We start from the raw sequence: 23,850 nt of genomic DNA on the forward strand, positions 1-23,850 counted from the left end.
CGACACGCCGGGAGCTCAGTCACCCGGTTCCGGCACGGCCGGTCCGCCGCCGGCCAGCGGAGTGATCGGACCGTGCTCGATGAAGATCAGCGGGGCCTCCGGCCCGTAGTGCACGGGGAGCTCGCTGCGGGCGCGCTCCACGTCCCGGGTGCCGATCTCCACCCCGGCGCCGTCGTGACGGCTCCCCACGGTGACGATGTGCACGCCACGCGCGGCCCAGAACGCCAGATCGGTCACCACCCGGTCGTGCCAGGCGCCCAGCTCGGCGGCGGCGTGCGCGGCATCCCGGACGTGGATGCAGGTGTTCTCGGCGGCCTGGCGGATGAAGTCGTCGAACTCCGCCGAGGTGGCCGGCACCCGGTAGACGATCGCTCGTACCCGGAGCTGGTCGACCTCGATGCCGGCGAAACTCTCCGGGAAGCGCATCCGCCCGCCCCGCTCGATGCGCTCCATCGCCGCACGCAGCGGCGCCGGCGTGACCGGCATCCGGATCCCGCCCATCATGGTGTACTCCGGCGCGCGGCTGAACTGGCAGCCGGCCGTGCGCCAGCCACCCGGCGGGGCGCCCGCCCGCGGCTGGTCACCGCCCGCGGACCCGCCACACCCGCCGATCATGAGCAGCCCGGCGAGGAGCAGCCGGCCCAGCCGTACCCGATGCATCGCATCTCCCCTCAATACCGTGCCCGCCACGACCCCGCCACCCGGCGCGGCGGTGCGCCGGGTGCGCCGGCCCGCGACCGCGCGACGGCGCCCGCGCGAATGCCGGCCTCGCCGGGCCGGCTCCCTGGTGCAACGAGGCGGGCGGGTCCGCCGGTCACGGTCGGCCAGGAGCGGAAGCGCAGGACGGCGGTACCACCAAGGACGGTCCAGGTATCCGCGCCGCTCACCCGCCGTTTCCGCAGAATCACCCCCTTCGAGGTACGACCTGCCACCCCCGTCCGTGGTCACGCGCCCCGCCCGAGACCCCGCCCGGCCCGGACCGCGCACGCGCCCGGCGGCTCCCGCGGGCGGCGCTCAGCCGGGCAGGGGCTCGCCGGCCGGCTCCGGGGCGGCCATGCGCCGGGCGGTTCGGGCGGCGCCGAGGATGACCACCGCCACGCCGGCCAGCAGCAGGCCCAGGCCGGGCAGGGCGCCCGGGCGCGGCGCCTGGCCCAGCCAGAGCCAGGCCAGCAGCGCGGCCCCGGGGACCTCGAGCAGGATCAGGACGCTGACCGTGGTGGCCGAGGTGTGCTGCAGGGCGTAGTTGAACATCGAGTGGCCGAGCAGCTGAGCTCCCGCCACCAGGGCCAGGATGGCCGCCCAGGCGCGACCGGAATAGCCGGTCAGCGGCACCCCGCCGGCCAGGCAGACGGTCAGCAGGACGACGGCGCAGACGCCGTAGCAGATCCAGGTGTAGGTGGTGGTGCTCAGCGACACCCGGGCCCGCTCGCCGAGCGCGGTGTAGACCGCCGCGAAGAACGCGCCCAGCACGGCGAGCAGGTCGGCGACCACCGCCTGGCCGGAGACGCCGACGTCGGCGCCGGTCGCCCAGGCCGCCCCGGCGACCGCCAGCACGATGCCGATCCAGCCGGCCACCGACGGGCGCCGGCCCTGCCACGCCGCGATCAGGCCCTGCCACACCGGCTGGGTGGCGACCAGCGCGGTCGAGGTGGCCACCGTCCCGAGTTGCACGCTCGGCATCCAGGTGGCGAAGTGGGCGGCCAGCGCCAGCCCGGCGAGCACACAGAACATCCCGGCCCGGCGGCGGGAGCCGCGGATCGCGTCGCGCACCTCGCCGCGGCGCGGGCCGAGAGCGATCGGGGTGAGGGCCACCGACGCCAAGCCGTTGCGCCAGAACGCGACCGCCAGCGCCGGGGCCGCCGCGAACGCGATCAGCGGCGCCGACGAGGAGACCGCGAACACCGCCACGGCCAGCGCCAACACCGTCAGCGGGGCGATCGGTTGCCCGGATGAGCGCATATTCATCACCGGCCGTCGCTTCTTGCACAAGAGAAGAGCAGTGTTTGCCACTGTCGGTTGGCGGACAGTGACGGAATCGCTACAGTCACCGACGGCTCTTCGCCGCTTTCCGCCCTTCGATGCCCGGGAGGCCGATTTCCATGCCCGCATACCGTGCGGTGGTGTTTGACTTCTTCGGCACCCTGACCCGCTCGGTGCAGCGAGGTCCGCAGCACGCCGACATCGCCCGCGCGCTGGGCGCCGACCCGGAGGCGGTGCGCGGGGTGCTGGACCGGACGTTCCGGGCCCGGGCCTGCGGCCGGTACGGCTCCGCCGAGGCCACCCTGCGCTGGGTGATCGAGCAGGCCGGCGGCCGCCCCCGGCCGGGCGCCATCCGGGCCGCGATGCCGGCCCGGGTCGACGCGCTCCGCGCCGACACCCAGCTGCGGCCGGACGCGGTCAGCGCGCTCACCGCGATCCGCCGCCGCGGCATCCGCACGGCACTGATCAGCGACTGCACCCACGAGCTCCCCGCCTTCCTGCCCGGGCTCCCGGTGGCGCCGTTGCTGGACGCCCAGATCTTCTCCGTCGAGCTCGGTGTCTGCAAGCCGGACCCGAGGATCTATCTGGCCGCCTGCGAGCGGCTGGGGGTGGCCCCGGAGGACTGCGTCTACGTTGGTGACGGCGGCAGCCACGAGCTGACCGGCGCCGCCGCGGTCGGCATGACACCGGTCCGGCTGGCCGCCCGCGACCTGGCCGACCACCTGGTGTTCGACGCGGACACCAACTTCGCCGGGCGGACCGTCCGCTCCCTGACCGGGGTGCTGGACCTGCTCGATCACACCTCCGTGCTGGTCTGAGGGCGCGGTCGCGCCGTGCGAGGATGACCCGGTGAGCGGTGTGCTGGACGAGGCGGTCAAGAAGGCGTCGATCGCCTGGATCTCGGTGGGCGACGGCCCGGCGTACGCGCTGTGGTGCATGCCGGTGGAGACGTCACTGGCCGTGATCACCGGTCCCGGGGAGCAGTTCGCGGCCGGGCTGGCCGAGGCGTCACGGGCCACCGTCCGGCTGCGCGGCGACCACGGCGGGCTGATCGTGCGGACCGAGGCCACCGTGACCCGGCTCGACCCGGCCGGCGAGGAGTGGGCGGAGCTGGCGCCGCAGCTCGCCGGCAAACGGCTGAACGCCTCCGGCAGCGCCGAGGAGGTGGTGGCCCGCTGGGCGGCCACCGGCTGCGCGCTGCTGCGGCTCACCCCGGTCGAGGAGACCGTGGTGGCCACCCCGGACCTCCCGGACGATCCGGGCACGGCGGCGCCGCGCGAGACCCCGGCCCGGATCGAGGCCCGTAAGCCGTTCCGCCTGCACAAGGTCGTCCGCCGCTGAGCGCGGGCGAGACGGCGGCCCCGACCGCGGCGAGGTCAGGACCCTCGGCGCGGGGCCGCTGAGCGGAGAGGGCAGGGCCTCGGACCCAGGGCCGGTCCGCGGCGAGGGCAGGGCCCCCCGGCGCGGCGGCAGGTGGGCGGAGCACGACGGGGCCGGAAGCGCTCAGCGCATGGACCCGGGCGGGAAGCGCTCAGCGCATGGACCGGGGTTGGGAAGCGCTCAGCCGATGGACCCGGGCCGGGAAGCGCTCAGCCGATGGACCCGGGCCGGGAAGCGCTCAGCCGATGGACCCGGGCCGGGAAGCGCTCAGCCGATGAAGGGCGGGACGGCGATCCGGCCGGAGGCGACCGGGAAGACCTGGCCGCTGACCGTGGCCGACGTCGCAACCCCACCGGACGCGGTGACCGTGCACTCCAGCAGCGACGGCCGCTTCATCTCGGCGCCCTGGTGCACCCGGTACGCCGAGGTCCCGTCCGCCGGCAGCCATCCCGCTCCCACCAGCCACACCCCGAGCCCGAGCGCCGCCGATCCGGTGGCCGGGTCCTCCGGCACCGCGGAGCCGGGGACGAAGACGCGGGCGTGCGCCTCCCCGTCCTCCCACGAGAACACGCTCAGCTCGGTGACGTCCAGCCGGGCCGCCGCGGGTACGTCGATGTGGATGCCGGCCAGGGCGGACCGTCGTACCGGAAGGAAGACCCAGTCGAGCCCACAGCCGGCCGCGCGGGGCACCGCGGCCCCCGCGCCGGCGTAGTCGGCGGCCGTCAGGCCGGTGATCTCGAGCAACCCGTCGACGTCGACGGGCGCGCCGAGCCGGGGTTGCGCCCCGGTGAGCGTGGCCGCGCCCGCGGCCGTCACCCGCAGCGGCAACAGCCCGGCGTCGCACTCCTGCACCACCGTCCCCGGCCCGAACCGCCCCTGCCGCATCAGCGTCACCGCGGTCCCCACGCTGGGGTGGCCGGCGAACGGCAGCTCCAGCTCGGGGGTGAAGATCCGGACCCGGTACGTCGCCCCGGGCCGCGTCGGCGGCAGCACGAACACGGTCTCGGCCAGGTTGAACTCCCGGGCCAGCGACTGCATCTGCGCGGTGGCCAGATGCTCCGCGCCGGACACCACGGCGAGCGGATTGCCGGCGAACGGCCGTTCCGTGAACACGTCGACGATCTCGTAGGCCACGGTGGACATGTCCGGACCCTAACCTAATCTGGGGCAGTGACCATGGGGACGAGGGTTTATCTGGCCCGCCTGGCCGGGCTGCCGGTGTTCGACCCCAACGGCGACCGGGTCGGCCGGGTACGCGACGCGGTCGTCCGGCTACGCACCACCAACCGCCCGCCGCAGATCGTCGGCCTGGTCGCCGAGATGGCGCTGCGCCGCCGCATCTTCCTGCCCATCGGCCGGGTCACCAGCATGGACGCCGATGCGGTGGTGCTCGGCACCGGCGCGCTCAACCTGCGCCGCTTCGAGAAGCGGCAGAACGAGCTGCTGGCGCTGGAGGATCTGCTGGACCGCCGGGTCACCGTGACGCCGGAGCAGGCCGGCGGCGAGGAGCACCAGGCCGTCGTGGTGGACATCGGCATGGAGCTGAACCGCAACACCGAGTGGGTGGTCACCCGGGTCGCGGTCCGCGAGCACACCGGCCGGCTGGCCCGCCGCGGCCACATCTACCAGGTGGAGTACACGCGGGTCCGCGGCCTGGTCGGCCCGACCGACACGCAGGGCACCTCGAACCTGATCGCGCTGCTGGACCAGATGCGCCCGGCCGACATGGCGAACGCCCTGCAGGACCTGCCGGACGCCCGCCGCAACGAGGTGGCCGCCGCGCTGGACGACCGCCGGCTCGCCGATGTGCTGGAGGAGCTGCCCGAGCACGACCAGGTGGAGATCCTGATCCAGCTGGACCGGGAGCGGGCCGCCGACGTGCTGGAGCGGATGGACCCGGACGACGCCGCCGACCTGCTCGCCGAGCTGCCCAAGACCGAGCAGATGGTGCTGCTGGACCTGATGGAGCCGGAGGAGGCCGCCCCGGTCCGGCAGCTGATGGACTACCGCCCGGGCACCGCGGGCAGCGTGATGACCTCGGAGCCGGTGATCCTCACCCCGGACGCGACGGTGGCCGAGGCGCTGGCCCGCATCCGGGAGCCGGAGCTGTCCCCGGTGGTGGCCGCGCAGGTGTTCGTGGCGCGGGCCCCGAGCGACACCCCGACCGGGAAGTACCTCGGCATGGTGCACTTCCAGCGGCTGCTCCGGGAGCCGCCGGCGTCGCTGGTGGGCGCCCTGGTGGACAGCGGGATCGAACCGTTGCGGCCGGACATCGGGCTGGCCGAGATCACCCGGCGGATGGCGACGTACGACCTGGTCGCGATGCCGGTGGTGGACGGGACGCACCGGCTGCTCGGCGCGGTCACGGTGGACGACGTGCTGGACCACTCGCTGCCCCGGGACTGGCGTGACCGGGACGCGCACGAGGACCAGGACATCTCATGAGCGAGCCCCGCCGCGACCGTCTGGACCAGCCCCGCGACCCGGGCCGGGTGCAGCTGCCCAGGTTCGACCCGGAGGCGTTCGGCCGCTGGTCGGAGAGCATCGCGCGGTACATGGGTACGGCGAAGTTCATCGTCTACATGACCGTGGTGATCGGGGCCTGGTTCGCCTGGAACACGCTCGCGCCGGAGAGGTGGCGGTTCGACCCGTACACGTTCACGTTCCTCACGCTGATCCTGTCGCTGCAGGCGTCCTACGCCGCCCCGCTGATCCTGCTGGCGCAGAACCGCCAGGCCGACCGCGACCGGCTGGCGATGGACGAGGACCGTCGCCGTGCGGCGATGCAGAAGGCCGACACGGAGTACCTGACCCGGGAGATCGCGTCGCTGCGGATCGCCCTCGGCGAGGTCGCCACCAGGGACTTCCTCCGATCGGAGCTGGCCCGGCTGGCCGATGAGCTGGACGAGGCGGCGCTGCGGCGGGAGAAGCGGGCCCGTATGGAGTGGGAGGAGGACCACCCCTGACCTCGACGTAGCATGGTCAGCATGTCCGCACCCGCCGCAACTCTCGAGGAAGCGATCCAGGCCGCCCTGGCGACCGTCGACGACCCCGAGATCCGCCGCCCGATCACCGAACTCGGCATGGTCCAGGGCTTCACCGTCAGCGACGGCCTGGTCAAGGTCGATCTGCTGCTCACCGTCGCCGGCTGCCCCCTGCGGGACAAGCTGACCACCGACATCACCGCCGCGGTCACCCGGATCCCCGGGATCACCGGTGTCGAGATCGACTTCGGGGTGATGACCGAGGAACAGCGCAAGGCGCTGCAGGCCACGCTGCGCGGTGGCGGCGCCGCCGAGCCGGTCATCCCGTTCGCCCAGCCCGGCTCGCGCACCCGGGTGTACGCGGTGGCCAGCGGCAAGGGCGGGGTCGGCAAGTCGAGCGTGACCGTGAACCTGGCGGCCGCGCTGGCCCGCCGGGGCCTGTCGGTGGGTGTGATCGACGCGGACATCTACGGCCACTCGGTGCCCCGGATGCTGGGTGTGGAGAGCAAGCCCACCCGGGTCGAGGACATGATCATGCCGCCGCAGTCGCACGGCGTGAAGGTGATCTCGATCGGGATGTTCACCGCGGGCAACGCGGCCGTGGTGTGGCGCGGCCCGATGCTGCACCGGGCGCTGCAGCAGTTCCTCGCCGACGTCTACTGGGGCGATCTGGACGTGCTGCTGCTCGACCTGCCGCCGGGCACCGGCGACGTGGCGATCTCGCTCGCCCAGCTCCTGCCGAACGCGGAGATCCTGGTGGTCACCACGCCCCAGGCGGCCGCCGCCGAGGTGGCCGAGCGGGCCGGCGCGATCGCGCTGCAGACCCACCAGCGCCTCGTCGGCGTGGTGGAGAACATGTCCTGGCTGGAGCTGCCGGACGGCTCCCGGATGGAGGTCTTCGGCGCCGGTGGTGGCCAGACCGTGGCCGAGTCGCTGACCCAGACCGTCGGCGCCCGGGTGCCACTGCTCGGGCAGATCCCGCTGGACACCCGGGTCCGGGAGGCCGGTGACGCGGGCAACCCGATCGTCCTGGCCGAGCCGGAGGCCGCGGCGGCCAAGGCGCTCGACGCCGTCGCCGACAAGCTGGCCGTGCGCCGCGAGTCCCTGGTCGGCAAGCCCCTCGGCCTCATGGTCAACGCCAAACGCGCCTGACCCGCGACCGAGAGCCCGGAGACCCGCCACGGCGGGTCTCCAACCACCCCCAGGCGCCCCCGGTCCCCCAGCCCCGCAATCCACCGCGGCAGGTCTCCGACCAGAACCAGGCGCCCCCGCCCATCAGCCCGAGCCGCCGCGATTCGCCGCCGGTGAGCAGACAGCCGGTTCTCCGACGCCCGCGGGGTGTGCGGGTGGCGGAGAATCGTCTGTCTGCTCACCGGTTACCAGGCGAATCGCCGCGGAGCGAAGCGGAGCCAGGCAGCCCAGCGAATCGCCGCGGAGCGAAGCAGAGCCAGGCAGCCCAGCGAATCGCCGCGGAGCGAAGCAGAGCCAGGCAGCCCAGCGAATCGCCGCGGAGCGAAGCAGAGCCAGGCAGCCCAGCGAATCGCCGCGGAGCGAAGCGGAGCCAGGCTATGTAGCGTCCAGGTCGAAGCGCTGCGCCGGCCGGCCGGCCGGTGGCGTCTCGGCCGGCATACTGCCGCGGCTCGCGCCACGCAGGTCGGCGGCGGTCTCGTCGAGGTGCGAGCGGACGCCGTCCAGCTCGGTCTTGACGCCGTTCAGGTCCTGCTTCACGTCGTCGAAGAGGCTCTGCAGCGGCTTGCGCAGCGCCTGCTCGTCGTCCTCGCTGAGCAGGTGCTTGCGGATGAACGCCTTGGGGTGCAGGTCCTCCAGCTGGATGTCGGTGCCCAGTTCCCTGCTCAGGTCGGAGGTCGCGTTCTGCGCCATCGAGCGGAGCCCGCGCAGCATCCGCAGCCCGTCCCCGATGACTTTGGGCAGGCGTTCCCCGAAGATCAGCAGCGCGAGCATGAGCAGCGCGCCGATCTCCCACCAGTTCAGATTTTCGAACACGAGCGGCCTCCCAGGCGTCCGGGAGCAAGCGTACGCACGCGCGCCCGGCCCGGACACCCCACCCGGACGTCAGTTCGTCACGGAGGCCAGGGTGACCGAGGCGGACGAGTTCTTGGCGCCGCGGCGGTACTCCACCGCCACCGTCGCGCCCGGAGCGTGCTTGCGCACCAGGGCGATCAGATCGGTGCCGTCCTGCAGCGGGTGACCGTCGAGCTTGGTGAGCACGTCACCGGCCTTGAGGCCGGCTGCGGCGGCCGGGCCGGCCGGCTCCACCGAGCGCAGCTTGGCGCCGCCGGAGCCGCTGCCGCCGCTGCTCACCTCGGCGCCGATGACCGTGCGCCGGGCCTTGCCGGTGTCGACGATGTCCTGGGCGATCCGCTTGGCCTGGTTGATCGGGATGGCGAAGGCGAGGCCGATGTTGCCGGCCTCGGTCTCGTTGCCGCCGACCGAGCGGATCACCGAGTTCACCCCGATCACCCGGCCGCCCGCGTCGACCAGCGGGCCGCCGGAGTTTCCCTGGTTGACCGCGGCGTCGGTCTGGATGGCCGCGTAGTACCGCGTGGTGCCGCCCGACTCGCCGGCCTCGATGGTGCGGTCCAGGGCGCTGACGATGCCGTACGTCACGGTGTTCTCCAGCGCGAGCGGCGAACCGAAGGCGAGCACCGAATCACCCACCGCGATCGTGTCCGAGTCACCGAACTGCACCGCGGGCAGTCCGGACTTTGCGACTTTGATCACGGCGATGTCCGACTCCGGGGCCCGGCCGACCAGCTTGGCGCCGGCGGTGGAGCCGTCGCTGAAGGACACCGACATGCTCTCACCGGCGCCGTCCACCACGTGGTCGTTGGTGATCACGTAACCGTCGGCGGAGACCACGAACCCGGAGCCGATGGCGCCGGTCACGTGCACCGTCACCACGCTGGGTTGGACCCGCTGAGCCACCCCGGCCAGCGACTCGGGCGCCCGGTCGACCGACTGCGGGGTCTGCTGGCCGCCGGCCCCGAGCGGGGCGCCGACGTTGCCGACGTAACCGCCGCGGACCGCGAAGACGAACCCGAGCGTGCCGCCGATGCCACCCGCGAGCAGGGCGGTGAGCAGGCAGATCAGCAGCACCGGGGCGTACGACCGGCCGCGCGCGTCCGGGTCGGGCACCGGGTCCAGCGCCGGGCCGCCGGAGGGCGGGGGCGGCGGGAGCACGACCGCGGCCGGGGCCCGCGGGTCACGCCAGGGGTCCTGCAGCGCGTCGGTCCACCAGGGCGACCCGGACGGCGGCGGCTCGTGCCCGCCGGGCACAGACGACGCCGTGGGTGGCCGGCGCCAGTTCCAGCCGTCGGTCACGTCGGGGCCTCCAGTCATCGCTCGCCCGGCTCCGCTTCCAGGATGACACGGATCGGGAGAGTCGCGCCGTCCAGCCGCGGCCGGGGAGTCCCTGCCGCGTTGTTTATCCATCGACAGCACCGTGCATCACCGGTAGTCATCGCTCTAGTCTCTTATCCGATGTGTGTGGTTGTGCCGCCACATCGCCCCGCGTCGCACGGAGGTTCGTCATCATCGGTCCCGCCCGTTCCTTCGGTCAGGCCCCGGGCCCTTCCATGCCGTTCGCCGAGACCTACGCCGCCGAGGACCCGATCCTGCAGACGGCCCGCTCGCTGGCGAACGAGCTCGGCCTGCCCTGCGTCTCGCCCGGCGCCGGCTCGGTGCTGCGTCTGCTGGCCGCCGCCGGCAACGCCAAGGCGGTGGTCGAGATCGGCACCGGCACCGGCGTGAGCGGTGTCTGGCTGCTGCGCGGCATGCGCCCGGACGGGGTGCTCACCACCATCGACGTCGAGCACGAGCACCAGCGGATCGCCCGGCGGGTGTTCGCCGAGGCCGGCTTCGCGCCGTCGCGGACCAGGATCATCAGCGGTCGCGCGCTGGACGTGCTGCCCCGGCTCGCCGACGGGGCGTACGACCTGATCTTCGTGGACGCGGACACCACCGAGTTCGCCGCGTGCACCGAGGCGGCGCTGCGGCTGCTGCGCCCGGGTGGCGTGCTGATCGTCAACGGGGTGCACGCGGGCGGCCGGATCACCGATCCGGCCGCCCGGGACGTGGACACCCTGACCGTGCGGGAGACGGTGCGGGCGATCAGCGAGTCCGAGGACTGGATCCCCGCGGTCATCTCCTCGGGCGCCGGGTTGCTGACCGCGGTCAAGCAGGGCTGAGCGCGCTCAGGTACCGCACCAGCATCCGCGCGCCCCAGCCGGTGGCGCCCTTGGTCAGCTCCAGGTCGTGGGCCTCGGCCCAGGCCGGGGCGGACATGTCCAGGTGCGCCCAGGACTTCACGCCGCCCATGAACTCGCGCAGGTAGAGCGCGGCGACCACGGAGTGCACCTGCCCCGGCGAGCTGTGCCGGTCGGCGATGTCGCTGCGCAGGTACTCGACGTAGTCGGCGGGCAGCGGCAGCCGCCACATCCGCTCGCCGGCTGCCGTGCCGGCTGACTCCAGCGCCCGCGCCAGCGTGTCGTCCTCGCTGTACAGCGCGGCCGTCCGCTTGCCGAGCGCGACCGCGTTCGCCCCGGTCAGGGTGGCCAGCACGATGATCGTGTCGGGCGCGAGCCGCTCGGCGGCGTACCCGAGCGCGTCGGCCAGCACCAGCCGGCCCTCGGCGTCCGAGTTGGTGCTCTCGCTGGTGGTGCCGTCGTAGTGCCGGATGATGTCGCCGGGCCGGAACGCCGCCGCGCCGATCGCGTTCTCGGCCAGCGGCAGCAGCGCGGTGACCCGGACCGGCAGCGCGAGCTCGGCGGCGGCCAGCGTGGCGCCGAGCACGGCGGCGGCTCCGCCCATGTCCTTCTTCATCAGCCGCATCCCCTCGCGCGGCTTGATCGAGATGCCGCCGGTGTCGAAGGTGATGCCCTTGCCGACCAGCACCACGTGCCGGGGCGCCGGCACCGACGGGGGCGTCCAGGAGATCTCGACGAAGCGCGGCGGCGAGACCGAGCCCGCGCCGACCGCCCGCAGGCCACCGAAGCGCTCCAGCTGGTCACCGGCGAGGACGGTCACGTTCAGCCCGGTCACCCCGGCCGCGGCGTCGACCACCTGGCCGGCGAACCACTCCGGGTTCTTCGTGGACGACGGGGTGTTGGTGAGGTCGCGGGCCAGCCAGGTGGCGGTGGCGGTGGCCTGCGCCTGGGCGAGGCTCCGGTCGTACCGGGAGGCGGTGGCGGTGACCAGCTCCACCGCGGCGGTCCGGGGCGGGGTCGGCGCCTCGCGGTAGCGGTAGCCGCCGAGCCAGAGGCCCTCGGCGAGGCCGCGCAGCGCGGCCGGGTCCAGATCGGCCGGGAGCCGGACCTGGGCCGGCTCGTCGTCCTTGAGCGCGCGGACGACGGCGGCGCCGGCGGCCCGCCAGCCGGCCTCGTCGCCGTCGCCGGTGCCGGCGAGCAGGACCCGGCCGGGCCGGCGCAGCGGGCGTGGCAGGACGGTGACCTCACCGGCGCGGTCCGCGCCGGGCGTCTGCGCCGCCAGCGCGGCCACCTCGGCGCCGACGTCGCCGGGCGGCACGTCGTCGCCGACCGGCACCACCCACGTGCGTGCGTCGTCGAACTCATCAGTCAACCGGATTGCGAACACGGGAGGATGACCTTTCCGTAAGACGTGGAAAGCCCGCCAGTACGGGCGGTACCGTACCGGCGGGCTCGCGTGAAACGTCAGCCGGCGATCGACTTCAACGCGTCACCCAGTGCGTTGGCCTCGTCCGGGGTCATCTCCACGACGAGACGGCCACCACCCTCCAGCGGGACGCGCATGACGATGCCACGACCCTCTTTGGTGACCTCCAGCGGACCATCGCCCGTCCGCGGCTTCATCGCCGCCATTTTGTCTCCCCTCAGACCTACGTCAGGGTCGGTGGGTTGCCCCACAGCCACTTGCTCCTGGAATGCCAGCAGCCGCGTCACGTGCTCAGCCCCACGTGACGCGGTGCTCGTTTCCGACCGGCGGCCGTACAGGCCGTTTCACGTCTTCACGCGTTGCGGCCCACCGTGCCGATCAAACATTTTCCCTGATGAACACCGGCGAACCCAAACCCAGCCCGGGCGGATGTGACAGCATCTAGCATATCCCCTTTTGGGCTGTCACAATGTGCGGTCATGCAGGCGCGGTCCGCACTCTTCGACCTGTACGGCGATTACCTGCGCACCCGGGGCTCGCGCGCCCCGGTCGCCGCCCTGGTGCGGCTGCTCGCCCCGCTGGACATCGCGGCGCCGGCGGTCCGCACCGCAGTGTCGCGTATGGTGCGACAGGGCTGGCTCCATCCACTGCGTCTGGCTTCCGGACCGGGCTATCTGCTCACCCCCAAGGCGGCGCGGCGGCTGGACGAGGCGGCCGCACGGGTCTACCGCACCGGCCGCGGCGGCTGGGACGGCCGCTTCGACATGGTCGTGCTGCACGATGCGCCGCTGGCCCGGCGCGACGCGGACCGACTGGCCTACCTGGGGTACGGCGCGCTCGGTCCGCAGGTGTGGGTCGCCCCGCGCGCGTCCGACGAGCTGGAGACGGCGTTGCAGGAGGCCGGCGCCGGCTACGAGCGGTTCAGCGCCGGGCACACGGCCGGCTCGGCGGGCGCCGCCGGGATCGTCGCCCGGGCGTGGGACATGGACCGGATCGGACAGTCGTACCAGGACTTCGAGGAGCGGCTGCGGCCGGTCGTCCGGGCGGTGACGGCGCGCAGCTCCGACGAGGAGGCGTACGCCGCCCGGTTCCGCCTGGTGCACGCCTGGCGCTCGTTCCTCTTCCACGACCCGCAGCTGCCGGCCCCGCTGCTGCCCCCCGGGTGGCCCGGCATCCGCGCCGCCGCCTTCTTCGACAAGCACGCCGCCCGGCTGCGCCCGGCCGCCGACCGTTACGTCGAACGCTGCCTGCAGACGACCGGCAGGAGCGCTCGTGTGGGATTCTCGGAGCCATGACCGACGTGCTCCTCGTCGACCGCACCGACGCGGTCGTCACACTGACCCTGAACCGCCCCGAGGCGATGAACTCCTTCACCGTGGAACTCAAGGAGGCCCTCCAGGACACCCTGGCCGCTCTGGAGACCGACCGGTCCTGCCGGGCGATCGTGCTGGCCGGTGCCGGTGGCGCCTTCAGCGGCGGCCAGGACCTGCGGGAGCACGCGGCGCTGCTGGAGCGGGGCGCCACCGACCTGAACACCGTCCAGGTGCACTACAACCCGATCGCGCAGCGGCTGGCCAGCATGCCCAAGCCGGTGGTCGCGGCGGTGCGCGGGATGGCCGCCGGGGCGGGCGCCTCGCTGGCGCTGCTCGCCGACTTCCGGATCGGCGGGCCGAAGACGTCGTTCCTGATGGCCTTCGCCAACGTCGGCCTGGCCGGCGACAGCGGCATCTCGTGGTCGCTGCCGCGGATCGTCGGGCACGCCCGGGCGGTCGAGCTGCTGCTGCTGGCCGAGCCGGTGCGGGCCCAGCGGGCGTACGAGATCGGCATGCTGTCGCGGCTGCTGGAGGACGACGAGCAGGTGCTGCCGGCGGCTCAGGAGCTGGCCGCGCGGCTGGCGGCCGGCCCGACCGTGGCGTACGGCGCGATCAAGCGGGAGCTGTCCATCGGTGACGCCGGGACGCTGTCCGACGCGCTCGCCGCCGAGGCTCAGGCCCAGTCGATCTGCGGGGCCACCGCGGACCACCGCAACGCCGTGCACGCCTTCGTCAACAAGCGCAAGCCGGTGTACGAGGGGCGCTAGCCCTCCTCTTCCTCGTCCTCCTCCTCGGGGTCCTGGTTCGCCTCGACCCCGAGGACGAAGGCCTGCATCGCCAGCTCGTCGCCGGACGGCCAGACGTAGGTCGGCAGTTCCCGCGGGCCGAGCTCCACAACGTGCGACCAGAACTGCCGGACCGCCTCGGCCGGGGTCGCGGCCTCGATCGGCAACGCCACGCTGACCAGCCAGTTGCCCTTCGGCCGGACCGGGCCGAGCCGGTCGGCGACGTGCCGGAAGTCGGCCTCCGCGACCGGGCCGGCGGTGGCCAGCGCGCCGGCCGGGACCGGCTCGTCGAAGGCCCGGCGCAGGTACGCCAGGGTCAGCGCCCCGTCGGCCTTCTCCACCCGGGCCAGCGCCACCACGTGCTCATCGGCGACCAGCAGCGCCTCGTCACCGGGCGCCACGCCGGCCGGGCCACCGGCCACCACCACGACGTCCTGCTGGAACAACCGTTCCGTCGCCCACTGCTCCGAAGGGATGATCACCGACCACTGCGCCATGCTCCCTATCCCATCACGCGCCGGAAGCGGCGGTGACCGGTGGGACCCAACAGCCGCGCACATGGTCGTCGACCATACCGGTGGCCTGCATCAACGCGTACGCGGTGGTGGGGCCGACGAACTTGAAGCCGCGCTTCTTGAGCGTCTTGGCCATGGCCGTGGACTCCGGCGTCACGGCCGGCACGCCACCGCGGTCCGCCGGCCGCGGCCGGGGCGGCGGGGCGAACGACCAGAGCAGCTCGGTCAGCCCGCCGGGCGCCAGCTCGGCGGCGACCTTCGCGTTGTGCAGCGCGGCGTCGACCTTCATCCGGTTCCGGACGATGCCCGGGTCGGCCATCAGCCGCTCCGCGTCGGCCGCGGTGTACGCCGCCACCTTGGCGATCGAGAAGCCGTCGAAGGCGGCCCGGAACGCCGGCCGTTTGCGCAGGATGGTGATCCACGACAGGCCGGACTGGAAGGCCTCCAGGGTGAGCCGCTCGAAGAGCTGGTCGTCGCCGCGGACCGGCTTGCCCCACTCCTCGTCGTGGTACGCCGAGTACTCCGGCGCGCTGCCGCCCCAGAAGCACCGGGCCCGGCCGTCCGCGCCCGTCACGAGGTCGTCGGTCACGGCAGCCGGCCCTCCTCGACCAGCCGGCCGAACTTCCGCAGCGCGCCGGTGAAGCCGAGCTTGGAGCCCGGCCAGAGCACCGGCCAGGCGAGTTTCCCGGCCGGCCCGGACGGCAGGTGGAACCACTCGTGCAGGACGACCTGGGTGCGGTCGCCGGACATCGCCGTGCACCGCATCGCGCCCGGGCCGCGCAGCACCTTGCCGCAGTGCACGACGCGGACCTCGTACGGCGCGTTCACCCGGACCACGCGCAGCTCGTCGCGCAGCACCGCCGGGCCGAGCGCGGTGACCGCCTCGACCAGGCTGCCCTCGCCGCCGTCCCCCTCGACCACGCGGACCCGGGTGAGCGGGATCCACTCGGACTGCCGCTCCCAGCGCAGGAACGCGGCGAAGACCTTCTCCGCCGGAGCGTTCACGATCACCGTGGCGGTGACCTCACCGGCTCCGGGACGGGCGGCGTCGTCGGCGCCTCCGGCAGGGTCGTAGCTCATCGGCGCTCCGCCGGCTCCCCGTCGGCGGCGGCCGGCTGCGCGCCGGCGCCCGGTGGCAGCTCGGCGACCTCCACCACCGGATCGTCCGCCACCGGCGCCGGTTCCCCGGCCGCGTCCGGCTTCGCGGCGGCGCCCGGCGCGGCCGGCGCGATCGCGGCCTCCCGGGCGGCGCGCAGCGCGTCCGCGTCCTCCAGCCGGCCCTCACGCAGTGCCGTCACCTCGGCCTCCAGCACCCCGATCAGTTCGCCCTTGTAGCCGATGTCGTACGCCGCGCGTTGCAGCGCCTGGTCGACCTGCGCCATCCGATACCCGCGCCAGGCGGTGTCGAACCGGGCCCGGGCGATGTCCTCCTCGCCCAGCGGGCGGTCGGCGGGCAGCGGCGCCGACTGGCCGTCCGGCTCGACCGGGGTGAGCCCGGAGTCGCCCCCGCTCAGCAGAACGGTCACGCCGAAGACGATCGTCCCGACGACCAGTGCTACGACAATGAAGAGCAGAAGCTGACTCATGCGCACGATGTTGACATGTCGGCCTTCCGGTGGCGAGCCCGCCACCCTTGCGGTCAGGTCCAGGTCAGGATTCGCTTGCGCCAGGCGTACAGGATGCCGAGCGCGAGGACCGCGACGAAGACGCCCATCTCGGCGATCGCGGCGCCGCCGAACCCGGGACGGTCGAAGATCACCGCCCACGGGAAGAGGAAAACGGCTTCCACCGCGAACAGCACATAAAGGTACGCATAGACGTAATACCGGATCTGCGCCTGCGCCCAGTCGCCGCCGACCGGGTCGATCCCGCTCTCGTACGGCACCCGCTTGCCCGCCGGCTCGGCCGGGTGGGCCGGGCGCAGCAGGCGGTTGGCCCCGAACGCGGCCACGAACAGCAGCACCCCGGCGGCCAGCACCAGGCCGAGGGTGGCGTACGAGCCCAGATATCCGCTCACGATCGGGCAGCCTACCGAAGGGCACTGGCTCGCAACAGCGCACATAGCTACTGTGGGCAACGGTCCGCAGCCGCTTCCGTAAGGAGCGGCGCAGTAGGGTGGAGGTGACGATGTGCGGGCCGGCTCATCGACGTGCGTACCCAAGATCGGCCTGCGCTCTTTGGAGGTTAGAAACGTGGCCGCTCCCGCGAAGCGAGTCGAGCAGCTGGACCGGGTGGTGATCCGATTCGCCGGTGACTCCGGCGATGGTATGCAGCTCACCGGAGACCGGTTCACCTCGGAGACCGCCCAGCTGGGCAACGACATCTCGACGTTGCCCAACTTCCCCGCCGAGATCCGCGCCCCCGCGGGCACCCTGCCGGGCGTCTCCAGTTTCCAGGTCCATTTCGCCGACTACGACATCCTGACCCCGGGCGACGCGCCGAACGTGCTGGTCGCGATGAACCCGGCCGCGCTCAAGGCGAACCTGCCGGAACTACCGGCCGGCGCGGACATCATCGTCAACACCGACGAGTTCACCAAGCGCAACCTGGCCAAGGTGGGTTACCCGGTGAGCCCGCTGGAGGACGGCTCGCTGGCCGAGTACGCCGTGCACCCGGTGGCCCTGACCTCGATGACCGTCGGTGCGCTGGCCGACCACGGCATCTCGAAGAAGGACGCCGAGCGCGCCAAGAACATGTTCGCGCTCGGCCTGCTCAGCTGGATGTACTCGCGTCCGTTCGCCTCCACCCTGCGGTTCCTGGAGCGCAAGTTCGCCAAGCGGCCGGAGCTGGTCGAGGCGAACAAGGCGGCGTTCCGGGCCGGCTGGAACTACGGCGAGACCACCGAGGCGTTCGCGGTGCGCTACGAGGTCAAGCCGGCCCGGATGCAGCCCGGGACGTACCGCAACATCACCGGCAACCAGGCGCTCGCGCTCGGGCTGGTGGCCGCCACGGTGCGCTCCCGGCTGCCGCTGTTCCTCGGGGCGTACCCGATCACCCCGGCCTCGGACATCCTGCACGAGCTGTCCAAGCACAAGCGGTTCGGCATCACCACGATGCAGGCCGAGGACGAGATCGCGGCGGTCGGGGCGGCGCTCGGCGCGTCGTACGGCGGGGCGCTGGGCGTGACCACCACCTCCGGTCCCGGCGTGGCGCTCAAGAGCGAGACCATCTCGCTGGCGATCGCGCTGGAGCTGCCGCTGGTCATCGTGGACGTGCAGCGGGCCGGGCCGTCGACCGGCATGCCGACCAAGACCGAGCAGGCCGACCTGAACATGGCGCTCTACGGCCGGCACGGCGAGGCGCCGCTCGCGGTGATCGCGCCCAAGTCGCCGTCGGACTGTTTCCACGCCGCGTTGGAGGCGGCGCGGATCGCTCTGACGTACCGCACGCCGGTCATCCTGCTGTCGGACAACTACGTGGCCAACGGCTCCGAGCCGTGGCTGCTGCCGGCCGTCGACGAGCTGCCCGACCTGTCGGTGGAGTTCGCCACGGTGCCTAACGCCGAGGACGGGAAGTTCCTGCCGTACCTGCGCGACCCCGAGACGCTGGCCCGGCCGTGGGCGATCCCCGGCACCCCGGGCCTGGAGCACCGCATCGGCGGCCTGGAGAAGGCCGACCGGACCGGGGACATCTCCTACGACCCGGCCAACCACGAGTTCATGGTGCGGACCCGGGCGGCCCGGATCGAGGCGATCCGGGTGCCGGACGTGGAGATCGAGGACCCGGACGAGGACGCGCGGGTGCTCGTGCTGGGCTGGGGGTCGACGTACGGGCCGATCGGCGCCGCCTGCCGTGCGCTGCGCCAGCGCGGGCTGACCATCGCACAGGCGCACCTGCGGCACCTGGCGCCGTTGCCGGCCAACCTCGGTGAGGTTCTCAAGTCCTACGACCGGGTGGTGGTCCCCGAGATGAATCTCGGTCAGCTCGCCCACGTGATCCGGGCGCGCTACCTGGTCGATGTGGTCCCCTTCAACCAGGTCAGCGGCCTGCCGTTCACCGCCGCGACGCTGGAGAACATGCTGGAGGACGTGGTCAAGAATGGCTAGCCCGGCAATACCCCTCAAACTCACCATGAAGGACTTCAAGTCCGACCAGGAGGTGCGCTGGTGTCCGGGGTGCGGTGACTACGCGATCCTGGCGGCCGTCCAGAGCTTCATGCCGGAGCTGGGCATCCCGCGGGAGAACATCGTGTTCGTCTCCGGGATCGGCTGCTCCTCGCGCTTCCCGTACTACATGAACACCTACGGGATGCACTCGATCCACGGCCGCGCCCCGGCGATCGCGACCGGGCTGTCCGCGTCCCGCCCGGACCTGAGCGTCTGGGTGGTCACCGGCGACGGCGACGCGCTCTCGATCGGCGGCAACCACCTGATCCACGCGCTGCGCCGCAACGTCAACCTCAAGATCCTGCTGTTCAACAACCGGATCTACGGCCTGACCAAGGGGCAGTACTCGCCGACCTCCGAACTCGGCAAGGTCACCAAGTCCACGCCGGCCGGCTCGGCGGACTCGCCGTTCAACCCGATCTCGCTCGCGCTCGGCGCCGAGGCGACGTTCGTCGCCCGGACCATCGACTCCGACCGCAAGCACCTGCAGTCGGTGCTGCGGGCCGCGGCCGACCACGAGGGCTCGGCGTTCGTCGAGATCTACCAGAACTGCAACATCTTCAACGACGGGGCGTTCGACCTGATCAAGGACGCCGAGTCGCGCGACGAGCACCTGATCCGCCTGGAGCAGGGCCGGCCGATCACCTTCGGGACCGGCGACCGGTTCTCGGTCGTGCACCCCGAGGGCAGCTTCGGGCTGCGGGTGCAGGAGGGCGGCACGGCGATCGTGCACGACGCCACGATCGACGACCCGGCGTACGCGTTCGCCCTGAGCCGCCTCTCCGGCTCCGACCTGAACACCACGCCGATCGGGGTGTTCCGCGACGTGCAGCGGCCGTCCTACGACGAGATCGTCCGCAAACAGCTGCTCGACGCGCGGGCGCAGGCCACCGGCACGCCGGAGGAGATGCTCAGCGACCTGCTGAGCTCCGGCGACACCTGGACGATCCTCTGAGAACCACGCGACACGGCCCGGCATCGCTCGACGCCGGGCCGTTCCTCTTCCCGGGTACGCCCGGTGGAGTCCCGCTCGCGGGCTCCTCGGCCGCGCCCCGCGCCGTTCCCGCGTGCGACCGCGTGTCCCGGACCGCGCCGCGCGCCGCGGCCCGGCACCGCACGGACGGCGCGGTGCGGGTGGTGGCGGGGCTCGGCGTGCTCGCCTGCGGACGGGCGGGGTGCGTCGTACCGGGAAAGGGTCCTCAGAACGAGACGTCGGTCGGCGAGGTCGCGTCGTCGCGGATGTAGACCAGCAGGTCACCGGTCTCGATGGTGACCGCCTGCTCGCCGCCCAGCGGCAGCACCTTGCCGCGCCGGATCAGCGCCACCACCAGCGTGGTCAGCTCGCGCGGGTTGCGGCCGACCTCGGCCCGTTCCGCGGAGCGCATCGCCAGAGCCATCCCCTGCCCCGGCGTGAGCAGGTCCTCCACCACGTCGATCAGTGGCGGCGCGGTGGTGGTCAGGCCGAGCAGCCGGCCGGCCGTGGACGACGAGACGATCACGTGGTGCGCGCCGCTCTGCTTGAGCAGCGCGGCGTTCTCCTGCTCGCGGACCGCCGCGATGATCCGCACCTGGCCGGCCGTCAGCTGCCGCACGGTCAGCGTGATCAACACCGACGCCTCGTCCTGGTCGGTCGCGATGATCACCGACTTGCAGTTCTTCACGTCCGCCTCGAGCAGCACCGCCGAGCGGGTCGCGTTGCCCTCGATCACCACGAAACCGTTCGCCGAGGCCTGCCGCACGGCGGTCTCCCGGCTCTCCACGATCACGATGCGGGACTTGTCGTACCCGGTCTCCAGCAGCGCGTCGACCGCGGCCCGGCCCTTCGTGCCGTAACCACAGATGATCACGTGGTCCTTCAACTTGCGCCTCCACCGGCTGATCCGCAGACCCCTGCGGTACTGGTCGGTCAGCACTTCCAGCGTGGTACCGACCAGGATGATCAGGAAGAGCACCCGGGCCGGAGTGATGAACAGGACGTTGATCAGCCGGGCGCCCTGGGTCGCCGGGGTGATGTCGCCGTACCCGGTGGTGGAGAGCGACACGACCGCGTAGTAGAAGCAGTCGAGCAGGCTGAGGCCGTCCTCGTTGACGTCGCGGTATCCCTCACGGTCCGCGTAGACGACCGCCACCGCGGTCAGCACGAGGCCGAGCGCCATCGCCAGCCGCACGGCGAGAGCTCGCAACGGTCCCTGGCGGACCAGCGGTAGATGAATCATGAAGCCGCCTGCACGGACACACCCTAACGGGCGATCTGATGGTCACGCCCGGTGGACATCAGATCACTACTCGGCAGGATCCGCACCACCAGGCCCGTAACGCCCCGGCACGGCTCGGCGACCTACCGGGCTATCTGGGCGAAGCGGGCGGCGCCGTCCTCCAGGTCCGGGTGCTCGACGGCCAGCGCCATCGCCACGATGCGGTCGAAACCGAGACCGGCGCCCTCGGCGTAGGCGTCGTCGAAGGCGGCATCGCCCAGCGCCATCCGCAGCGCGGCCTGCTGCGCCGACCAGAACGCGCCGAAGGACTCGGTGCGGCGCGCCCCGCGCGCCGCCTCCGCCCCGCCGAACAGCACCGTCGCGGTCGTCGGATCGCCGCCCAGCGCGCAGCGGACCGCGATCGCCGCCACCGCGTCCGCGGCCGCGCCCCGGAACCCGTGCCGCAAGCGCGAACGCAACGCCACCACCAGATGATCGTGCGCGGCCACCAGGTCACCGCGGCGCAGCGCGACCATGCCGAGCAGCCAGTCCACCGCGCGCCGGCCCCGGTCCTCGGGCCGGGCGGCCTCCAGCTGCCGCGCCGAGCCGAGCAGCTCGGCGGCCTCGGTCAGCGCCCCGCGACGCCAGAACAGCTCGGCCAGCGCCAGCACGGCCGGCAGCGACTCGGCCGCCACCCCGGTCCGCTCCGCCTGGTCGATCACCGACCGGTAGGACCGCTCGGCCGCCTCGTCGGCCCGCTCGTCCAGCCGGATCTGCTTACCCCCCAGCGCCCGCACCAGCAGGGCCGGATCACCGGCGCGCCGCGCCGCGCGCTCCGCGCGGCGCAGAACCTCGTCGCGCTCCGCCTCGTCGTCGGTGAGGTCGGCGTGGATCAGGTACGCCCGGGCCAGCTCCGCGGGCTCGGCGTCCGCCCCCAGCCGCTCGAACAGCCCGGCGAGCAGGCTCCGGCCCTCCTGCGCCCCGCCGTACTCACGCCACCACGGGTTGAGCGCCGCGGCCAGCCGCAACCCGGACCGCACGTCACCGCCCTCGGCCGCCCAGCGCAACGCGGCCTGCCACTCCGCGACGTACGGCCCCAGATCGGTCAGCGACACGGTGCGGGGCTGGCCGTCGGTGTCCACCGCCACCCTGTCCAGGATGTCCAGCGACCAGGCCAGGTGACCGTCCCGGACGGCCCGCTCGTCACCGGCCTCGGCGAGCCGGCGCAGGGCGTACGCCCGCACGTGCGCGGACATCCGGTAGCGCGGCCCGGGCAGCACCTCGATCAGTGACTTGTCGGCCAGCTCGGAGAGCGCGCCGAGGGCGTCGTCGTCGCACCGGTCGACGGTGGCCAGGTCCACCGGACCGGCGAAGACCGCCAGCCGGCGCAGCAGCTCGGCGGCCCGGCTGCCCAGACTCCGGTACGACCACTCCAGGTTGTTGCGCAGGCTGTCGTGCCGCCCGTCGCCGCACGCATCGTTGTCCAGCGCGCCGATCGGATCGTCCAGCCGCCGGGCCAGCAGGGCGGGCGGCATCAGCCGCAGCCGGGCGGCGGCCAGCTCGATGGCCAGCGGCGAACCCTCCAGCCGGGCGGCCAGCTCGGCCAGCTGCTCGTCGTCGTCACCCCGGCGTCCCCCGCGGGCCGCCGCCGCCCGATCCCGCAGCAGGGCGAACGCGTCGGCCGGCGCCATCGGCGGGATCCGCCACACGGTCTCCCCGGGCAGCCCCAGCGGGGCCCGGCCGGTGGTCAACACGTCCAACCGCCGGCATCGACTCAGCAACCGGTGCGCCAGCGTCGCGGTCAACCCGGGCGCGGCGTCGCAGGTCTGCAGGACCACCAGCATCCGCCGCTCGGCGCACTGCTCCACAACCGTGTCGATCAACGGGCGGCCGGGCTCCGGGCGCAGGCCCAGGGCGGCGGCCAGGGCCGCGGGCAGGCCGCCCGGCGCGTTGGCGGCGTCGATCGTCCAGACCCCGCCCGGGTACGCGTTGAGCACCTGCTCGCCCACGGCCAGGCTCAGCCGCGTCTTGCCGGCCCCGCCCGGCCCGACCACGCTGACCAGACGGTGATGGCTGATCAGGGCGGTCAACTCGGCCACCTCGGCCGACCGCCCGGCGAACGAGCTGTGCTCGGCGGGCAGATTGTGCCGGGGCGCCTCGGCGGTTCGCGGACGCGGGAAGTCACGCTCCAGCTCGGGCGCGAGCACCTGGTAGAGCCGCTCGTCGTCGTCGAAGCCGCGCAGCCGGAACGAGCCCAGGGCGAGCAGGTCCACGGTGGCCAGGGTGGCGGCCGCGGCGGTGGCCATCGGCCCCCGCCCGGCGACCGCGTATGTCGCGGTCACCGCGAGCGCGGTCGCCTCCGAGCAGAGCACCTGGCCGCCGTGCGCGGCCGCCGACACCCGGGCCGCCCGGTGCACCTCCGCGCTGGCGTACTCGGTGCCGATCGGCGTCGCCCGGCCGGTGTGCAATCCCATCCGGACCTTGGGGACGGCATCCGGGCGCGGCCAGTCGTGCGCGGCCAGCCGGCGCTGGGCCTCCACACAGGCCGCGACGGCGGCGTCGGCGTTGTCGAACACCACGAAGAAGGAATCACCCTCGGTGAGAAGCTCGACACCTCCGAAGTCACTCAGGACTGCCCGTAACACAGAGCGATGCGCATTCAGCACAGCGCGATAGGTGTCACCGAGCATCCGAGCCAGTCGTGTCGAGCCCTCTATGTCGGTGAACATAAAGGTCACGAGGCCACTGGGTAGCTCGAGCCGTCCCGACACGGTTGAACCTCCGCCCCCTTTGGAAGTCGCGACTCATGCTGGCGTATCCCAGAGTCACCGCCCATCGTAGAAACGGACGGTAACCATGTGCCCGCCATGACCGACCCCTTACGGAGGACCCCTCCGATCGCGGGATCGACGTCGCCATACCGGACTACGCGTGTCGTAA

The 23,850-nt window shown here is 73.0% G+C and carries 24 protein-coding genes; 10 read left to right on the plus strand and 14 right to left on the minus strand.

The features are described from left to right. Window positions 1–15: 15 nt before the first annotated feature. Together ACTEI_RS33830 and ACTEI_RS33835 are read right to left on the minus strand one after the other, a co-directional pair. Window positions 16–660 carry a hypothetical protein gene (locus ACTEI_RS33830; protein WP_122981351.1) on the minus strand — a complete coding sequence of 215 codons (645 nt, stop codon included), beginning with the start codon at window positions 658–660 and terminating at the stop codon, window positions 16–18. A 354-nt stretch (window positions 661–1,014) separates the two neighbouring features. Beyond that, window positions 1,015–1,965: a DMT family transporter gene (locus tag ACTEI_RS33835; RefSeq protein ID WP_122981352.1), complete on the minus strand. Its 951-nt coding sequence runs from the start codon at window positions 1,963–1,965 to the stop codon at window positions 1,015–1,017. A gap of 134 nt (window positions 1,966–2,099) precedes the next feature. Here ACTEI_RS33835 and ACTEI_RS33840 point away from each other — a divergent pair, with 134 nt between their 5' ends. Further along, on the plus strand, window positions 2,100–2,798 hold the full coding sequence (locus ACTEI_RS33840; protein ID WP_122981353.1) for an HAD family hydrolase: 699 nt from the start codon (window positions 2,100–2,102) through the stop codon (window positions 2,796–2,798). A gap of 31 nt (window positions 2,799–2,829) precedes the next feature. Next, window positions 2,830–3,321, plus strand: coding sequence for a hypothetical protein (locus tag ACTEI_RS33845; protein WP_122981354.1), 492 nt, complete (start codon window positions 2,830–2,832; stop codon window positions 3,319–3,321). Between the two features lie 306 nt (window positions 3,322–3,627). Here the strand turns inward: ACTEI_RS33845 and ACTEI_RS33850 are convergent, their stop codons facing one another. Further along, window positions 3,628–4,503: a PhzF family phenazine biosynthesis protein gene (locus ACTEI_RS33850; RefSeq protein WP_122981355.1), complete on the minus strand. Its 876-nt coding sequence runs from the start codon at window positions 4,501–4,503 to the stop codon at window positions 3,628–3,630. A gap of 27 nt (window positions 4,504–4,530) precedes the next feature. On the opposite strand from ACTEI_RS33850, the gene ACTEI_RS33855 reads away from it, so the two are divergent. The 3 genes from ACTEI_RS33855 to ACTEI_RS33865 are packed head-to-tail and all read left to right on the plus strand — an operon-like array spanning window position 4,531 to window position 7,496. Further along, a complete protein-coding gene (locus ACTEI_RS33855; RefSeq protein ID WP_122981356.1) occupies window positions 4,531–5,805 on the plus strand; it encodes a magnesium transporter MgtE N-terminal domain-containing protein in 1,275 nt (424 codons plus the stop codon). Then, window positions 5,802–6,326, plus strand: coding sequence for a DUF1003 domain-containing protein (locus ACTEI_RS33860; protein WP_122981357.1), 525 nt, complete (start codon window positions 5,802–5,804; stop codon window positions 6,324–6,326). Before ACTEI_RS33855 ends, ACTEI_RS33860 begins: the two co-directional genes overlap by 4 nt. Before the next feature lie 21 nt (window positions 6,327–6,347). Next, window positions 6,348–7,496 (plus strand): Mrp/NBP35 family ATP-binding protein, encoded by a 1,149-nt coding sequence (locus ACTEI_RS33865; RefSeq protein WP_122982585.1) that lies wholly within the window; start codon window positions 6,348–6,350, stop codon window positions 7,494–7,496. Window positions 7,497–7,910: 414 nt separating this feature from the next. On the opposite strand, the gene ACTEI_RS33870 is transcribed toward ACTEI_RS33865, so the two are convergent. After that, entirely contained in the window at window positions 7,911–8,348 is a 438-nt protein-coding gene (locus tag ACTEI_RS33870; RefSeq protein WP_122981358.1) for a twin-arginine translocase TatA/TatE family subunit, read from the minus strand. Window positions 8,349–8,417: 69 nt separating this feature from the next. Beyond that, window positions 8,418–9,686 (minus strand): S1C family serine protease, encoded by a 1,269-nt coding sequence (locus tag ACTEI_RS33875; RefSeq protein WP_122981359.1) that lies wholly within the window; start codon window positions 9,684–9,686, stop codon window positions 8,418–8,420. 254 nt (window positions 9,687–9,940) lie between these two features. Between ACTEI_RS33875 and ACTEI_RS33880 the strand changes: the two genes are divergently transcribed. Beyond that, window positions 9,941–10,552 (plus strand): O-methyltransferase, encoded by a 612-nt coding sequence (locus ACTEI_RS33880; RefSeq protein WP_122981360.1) that lies wholly within the window; start codon window positions 9,941–9,943, stop codon window positions 10,550–10,552. Here the strand turns inward: ACTEI_RS33880 and ACTEI_RS33885 are convergent. Both ACTEI_RS33885 and ACTEI_RS33890 read right to left on the minus strand, forming a co-directional pair. Continuing rightward, window positions 10,539–11,948 carry a leucyl aminopeptidase family protein gene (locus ACTEI_RS33885; RefSeq protein WP_372443196.1) on the minus strand — a complete coding sequence of 470 codons (1,410 nt, stop codon included), beginning with the start codon at window positions 11,946–11,948 and terminating at the stop codon, window positions 10,539–10,541. The genes ACTEI_RS33880 and ACTEI_RS33885 overlap by 14 nt on opposite strands. A gap of 86 nt (window positions 11,949–12,034) precedes the next feature. Beyond that, window positions 12,035–12,202 carry a DUF3117 domain-containing protein gene (locus ACTEI_RS33890; RefSeq protein ID WP_014447667.1) on the minus strand — a complete coding sequence of 56 codons (168 nt, stop codon included), beginning with the start codon at window positions 12,200–12,202 and terminating at the stop codon, window positions 12,035–12,037. Window positions 12,203–12,475: 273 nt separating this feature from the next. Between ACTEI_RS33890 and ACTEI_RS33895 the strand changes: the two genes are divergently transcribed. After that, the gene (locus ACTEI_RS33895; protein ID WP_122981362.1) at window positions 12,476–13,291 is read left to right on the plus strand and encodes a PaaX family transcriptional regulator; all 816 of its coding nucleotides are present in this window, start codon (window positions 12,476–12,478) and stop codon (window positions 13,289–13,291) included. Next, window positions 13,288–14,076, plus strand: a complete 789-nt coding sequence (locus ACTEI_RS33900; protein WP_122981363.1) for an enoyl-CoA hydratase-related protein — start codon at window positions 13,288–13,290, stop codon at window positions 14,074–14,076. The genes ACTEI_RS33895 and ACTEI_RS33900 overlap by 4 nt, the downstream gene beginning before the upstream one ends. On the opposite strand, the gene ACTEI_RS33905 is transcribed toward ACTEI_RS33900, so the two are convergent. From ACTEI_RS33905 to ndhC, 5 genes are read right to left on the minus strand one after another with little or no spacing between them, the layout of a single operon-like run. Further along, complete coding sequence (locus ACTEI_RS33905) at window positions 14,073–14,591, minus strand: hypothetical protein (protein ID WP_122981364.1); 519 nt, start codon at window positions 14,589–14,591, stop codon at window positions 14,073–14,075. The two genes, ACTEI_RS33900 and ACTEI_RS33905, sit on opposite strands and share 4 nt — an antisense overlap. Before the next feature lie 13 nt (window positions 14,592–14,604). Next, window positions 14,605–15,198, minus strand: a complete 594-nt coding sequence (locus ACTEI_RS33910; RefSeq protein ID WP_239082155.1) for a DNA-3-methyladenine glycosylase I — start codon at window positions 15,196–15,198, stop codon at window positions 14,605–14,607. Beyond that, window positions 15,195–15,689, minus strand: coding sequence for an SRPBCC family protein (locus tag ACTEI_RS33915; protein WP_122981365.1), 495 nt, complete (start codon window positions 15,687–15,689; stop codon window positions 15,195–15,197). The genes ACTEI_RS33910 and ACTEI_RS33915 overlap by 4 nt, the downstream gene beginning before the upstream one ends. Beyond that, window positions 15,686–16,195 (minus strand): DivIVA domain-containing protein, encoded by a 510-nt coding sequence (locus ACTEI_RS33920; RefSeq protein WP_122981366.1) that lies wholly within the window; start codon window positions 16,193–16,195, stop codon window positions 15,686–15,688. The genes ACTEI_RS33915 and ACTEI_RS33920 overlap by 4 nt, the downstream gene beginning before the upstream one ends. A gap of 53 nt (window positions 16,196–16,248) precedes the next feature. Continuing rightward, complete coding sequence (gene ndhC, locus ACTEI_RS33925; protein WP_122981367.1) at window positions 16,249–16,626, minus strand: NADH-quinone oxidoreductase subunit A; 378 nt, start codon at window positions 16,624–16,626, stop codon at window positions 16,249–16,251. Window positions 16,627–16,801: 175 nt separating this feature from the next. Between ndhC and ACTEI_RS33930 the strand changes: the two genes are divergently transcribed. Beyond that, a complete protein-coding gene (locus tag ACTEI_RS33930) occupies window positions 16,802–18,655 on the plus strand; it encodes a 2-oxoacid:acceptor oxidoreductase subunit alpha (protein ID WP_122981368.1) in 1,854 nt (617 codons plus the stop codon). Continuing rightward, a complete protein-coding gene (locus ACTEI_RS33935; protein ID WP_122981369.1) occupies window positions 18,648–19,670 on the plus strand; it encodes a 2-oxoacid:ferredoxin oxidoreductase subunit beta in 1,023 nt (340 codons plus the stop codon). Before ACTEI_RS33930 ends, ACTEI_RS33935 begins: the two co-directional genes overlap by 8 nt. A 244-nt stretch (window positions 19,671–19,914) precedes the next feature. Here the strand turns inward: ACTEI_RS33935 and ACTEI_RS33940 are convergent, their stop codons facing one another. After that, window positions 19,915–20,931, minus strand: coding sequence for a potassium channel family protein (locus ACTEI_RS33940; protein ID WP_122981370.1), 1,017 nt, complete (start codon window positions 20,929–20,931; stop codon window positions 19,915–19,917). Window positions 20,932–21,053: 122 nt separating this feature from the next. Beyond that, window positions 21,054–23,639 (minus strand): ATP-binding protein, encoded by a 2,586-nt coding sequence (locus ACTEI_RS33945; RefSeq protein WP_372443195.1) that lies wholly within the window; start codon window positions 23,637–23,639, stop codon window positions 21,054–21,056. Window positions 23,640–23,850 lie beyond the last annotated feature (211 nt).

It is taken from the genome of Actinoplanes teichomyceticus ATCC 31121 (assembly GCF_003711105.1).
GTDB classification, from domain to species: Bacteria; Actinomycetota; Actinomycetes; order Mycobacteriales; family Micromonosporaceae; genus Actinoplanes; species Actinoplanes teichomyceticus.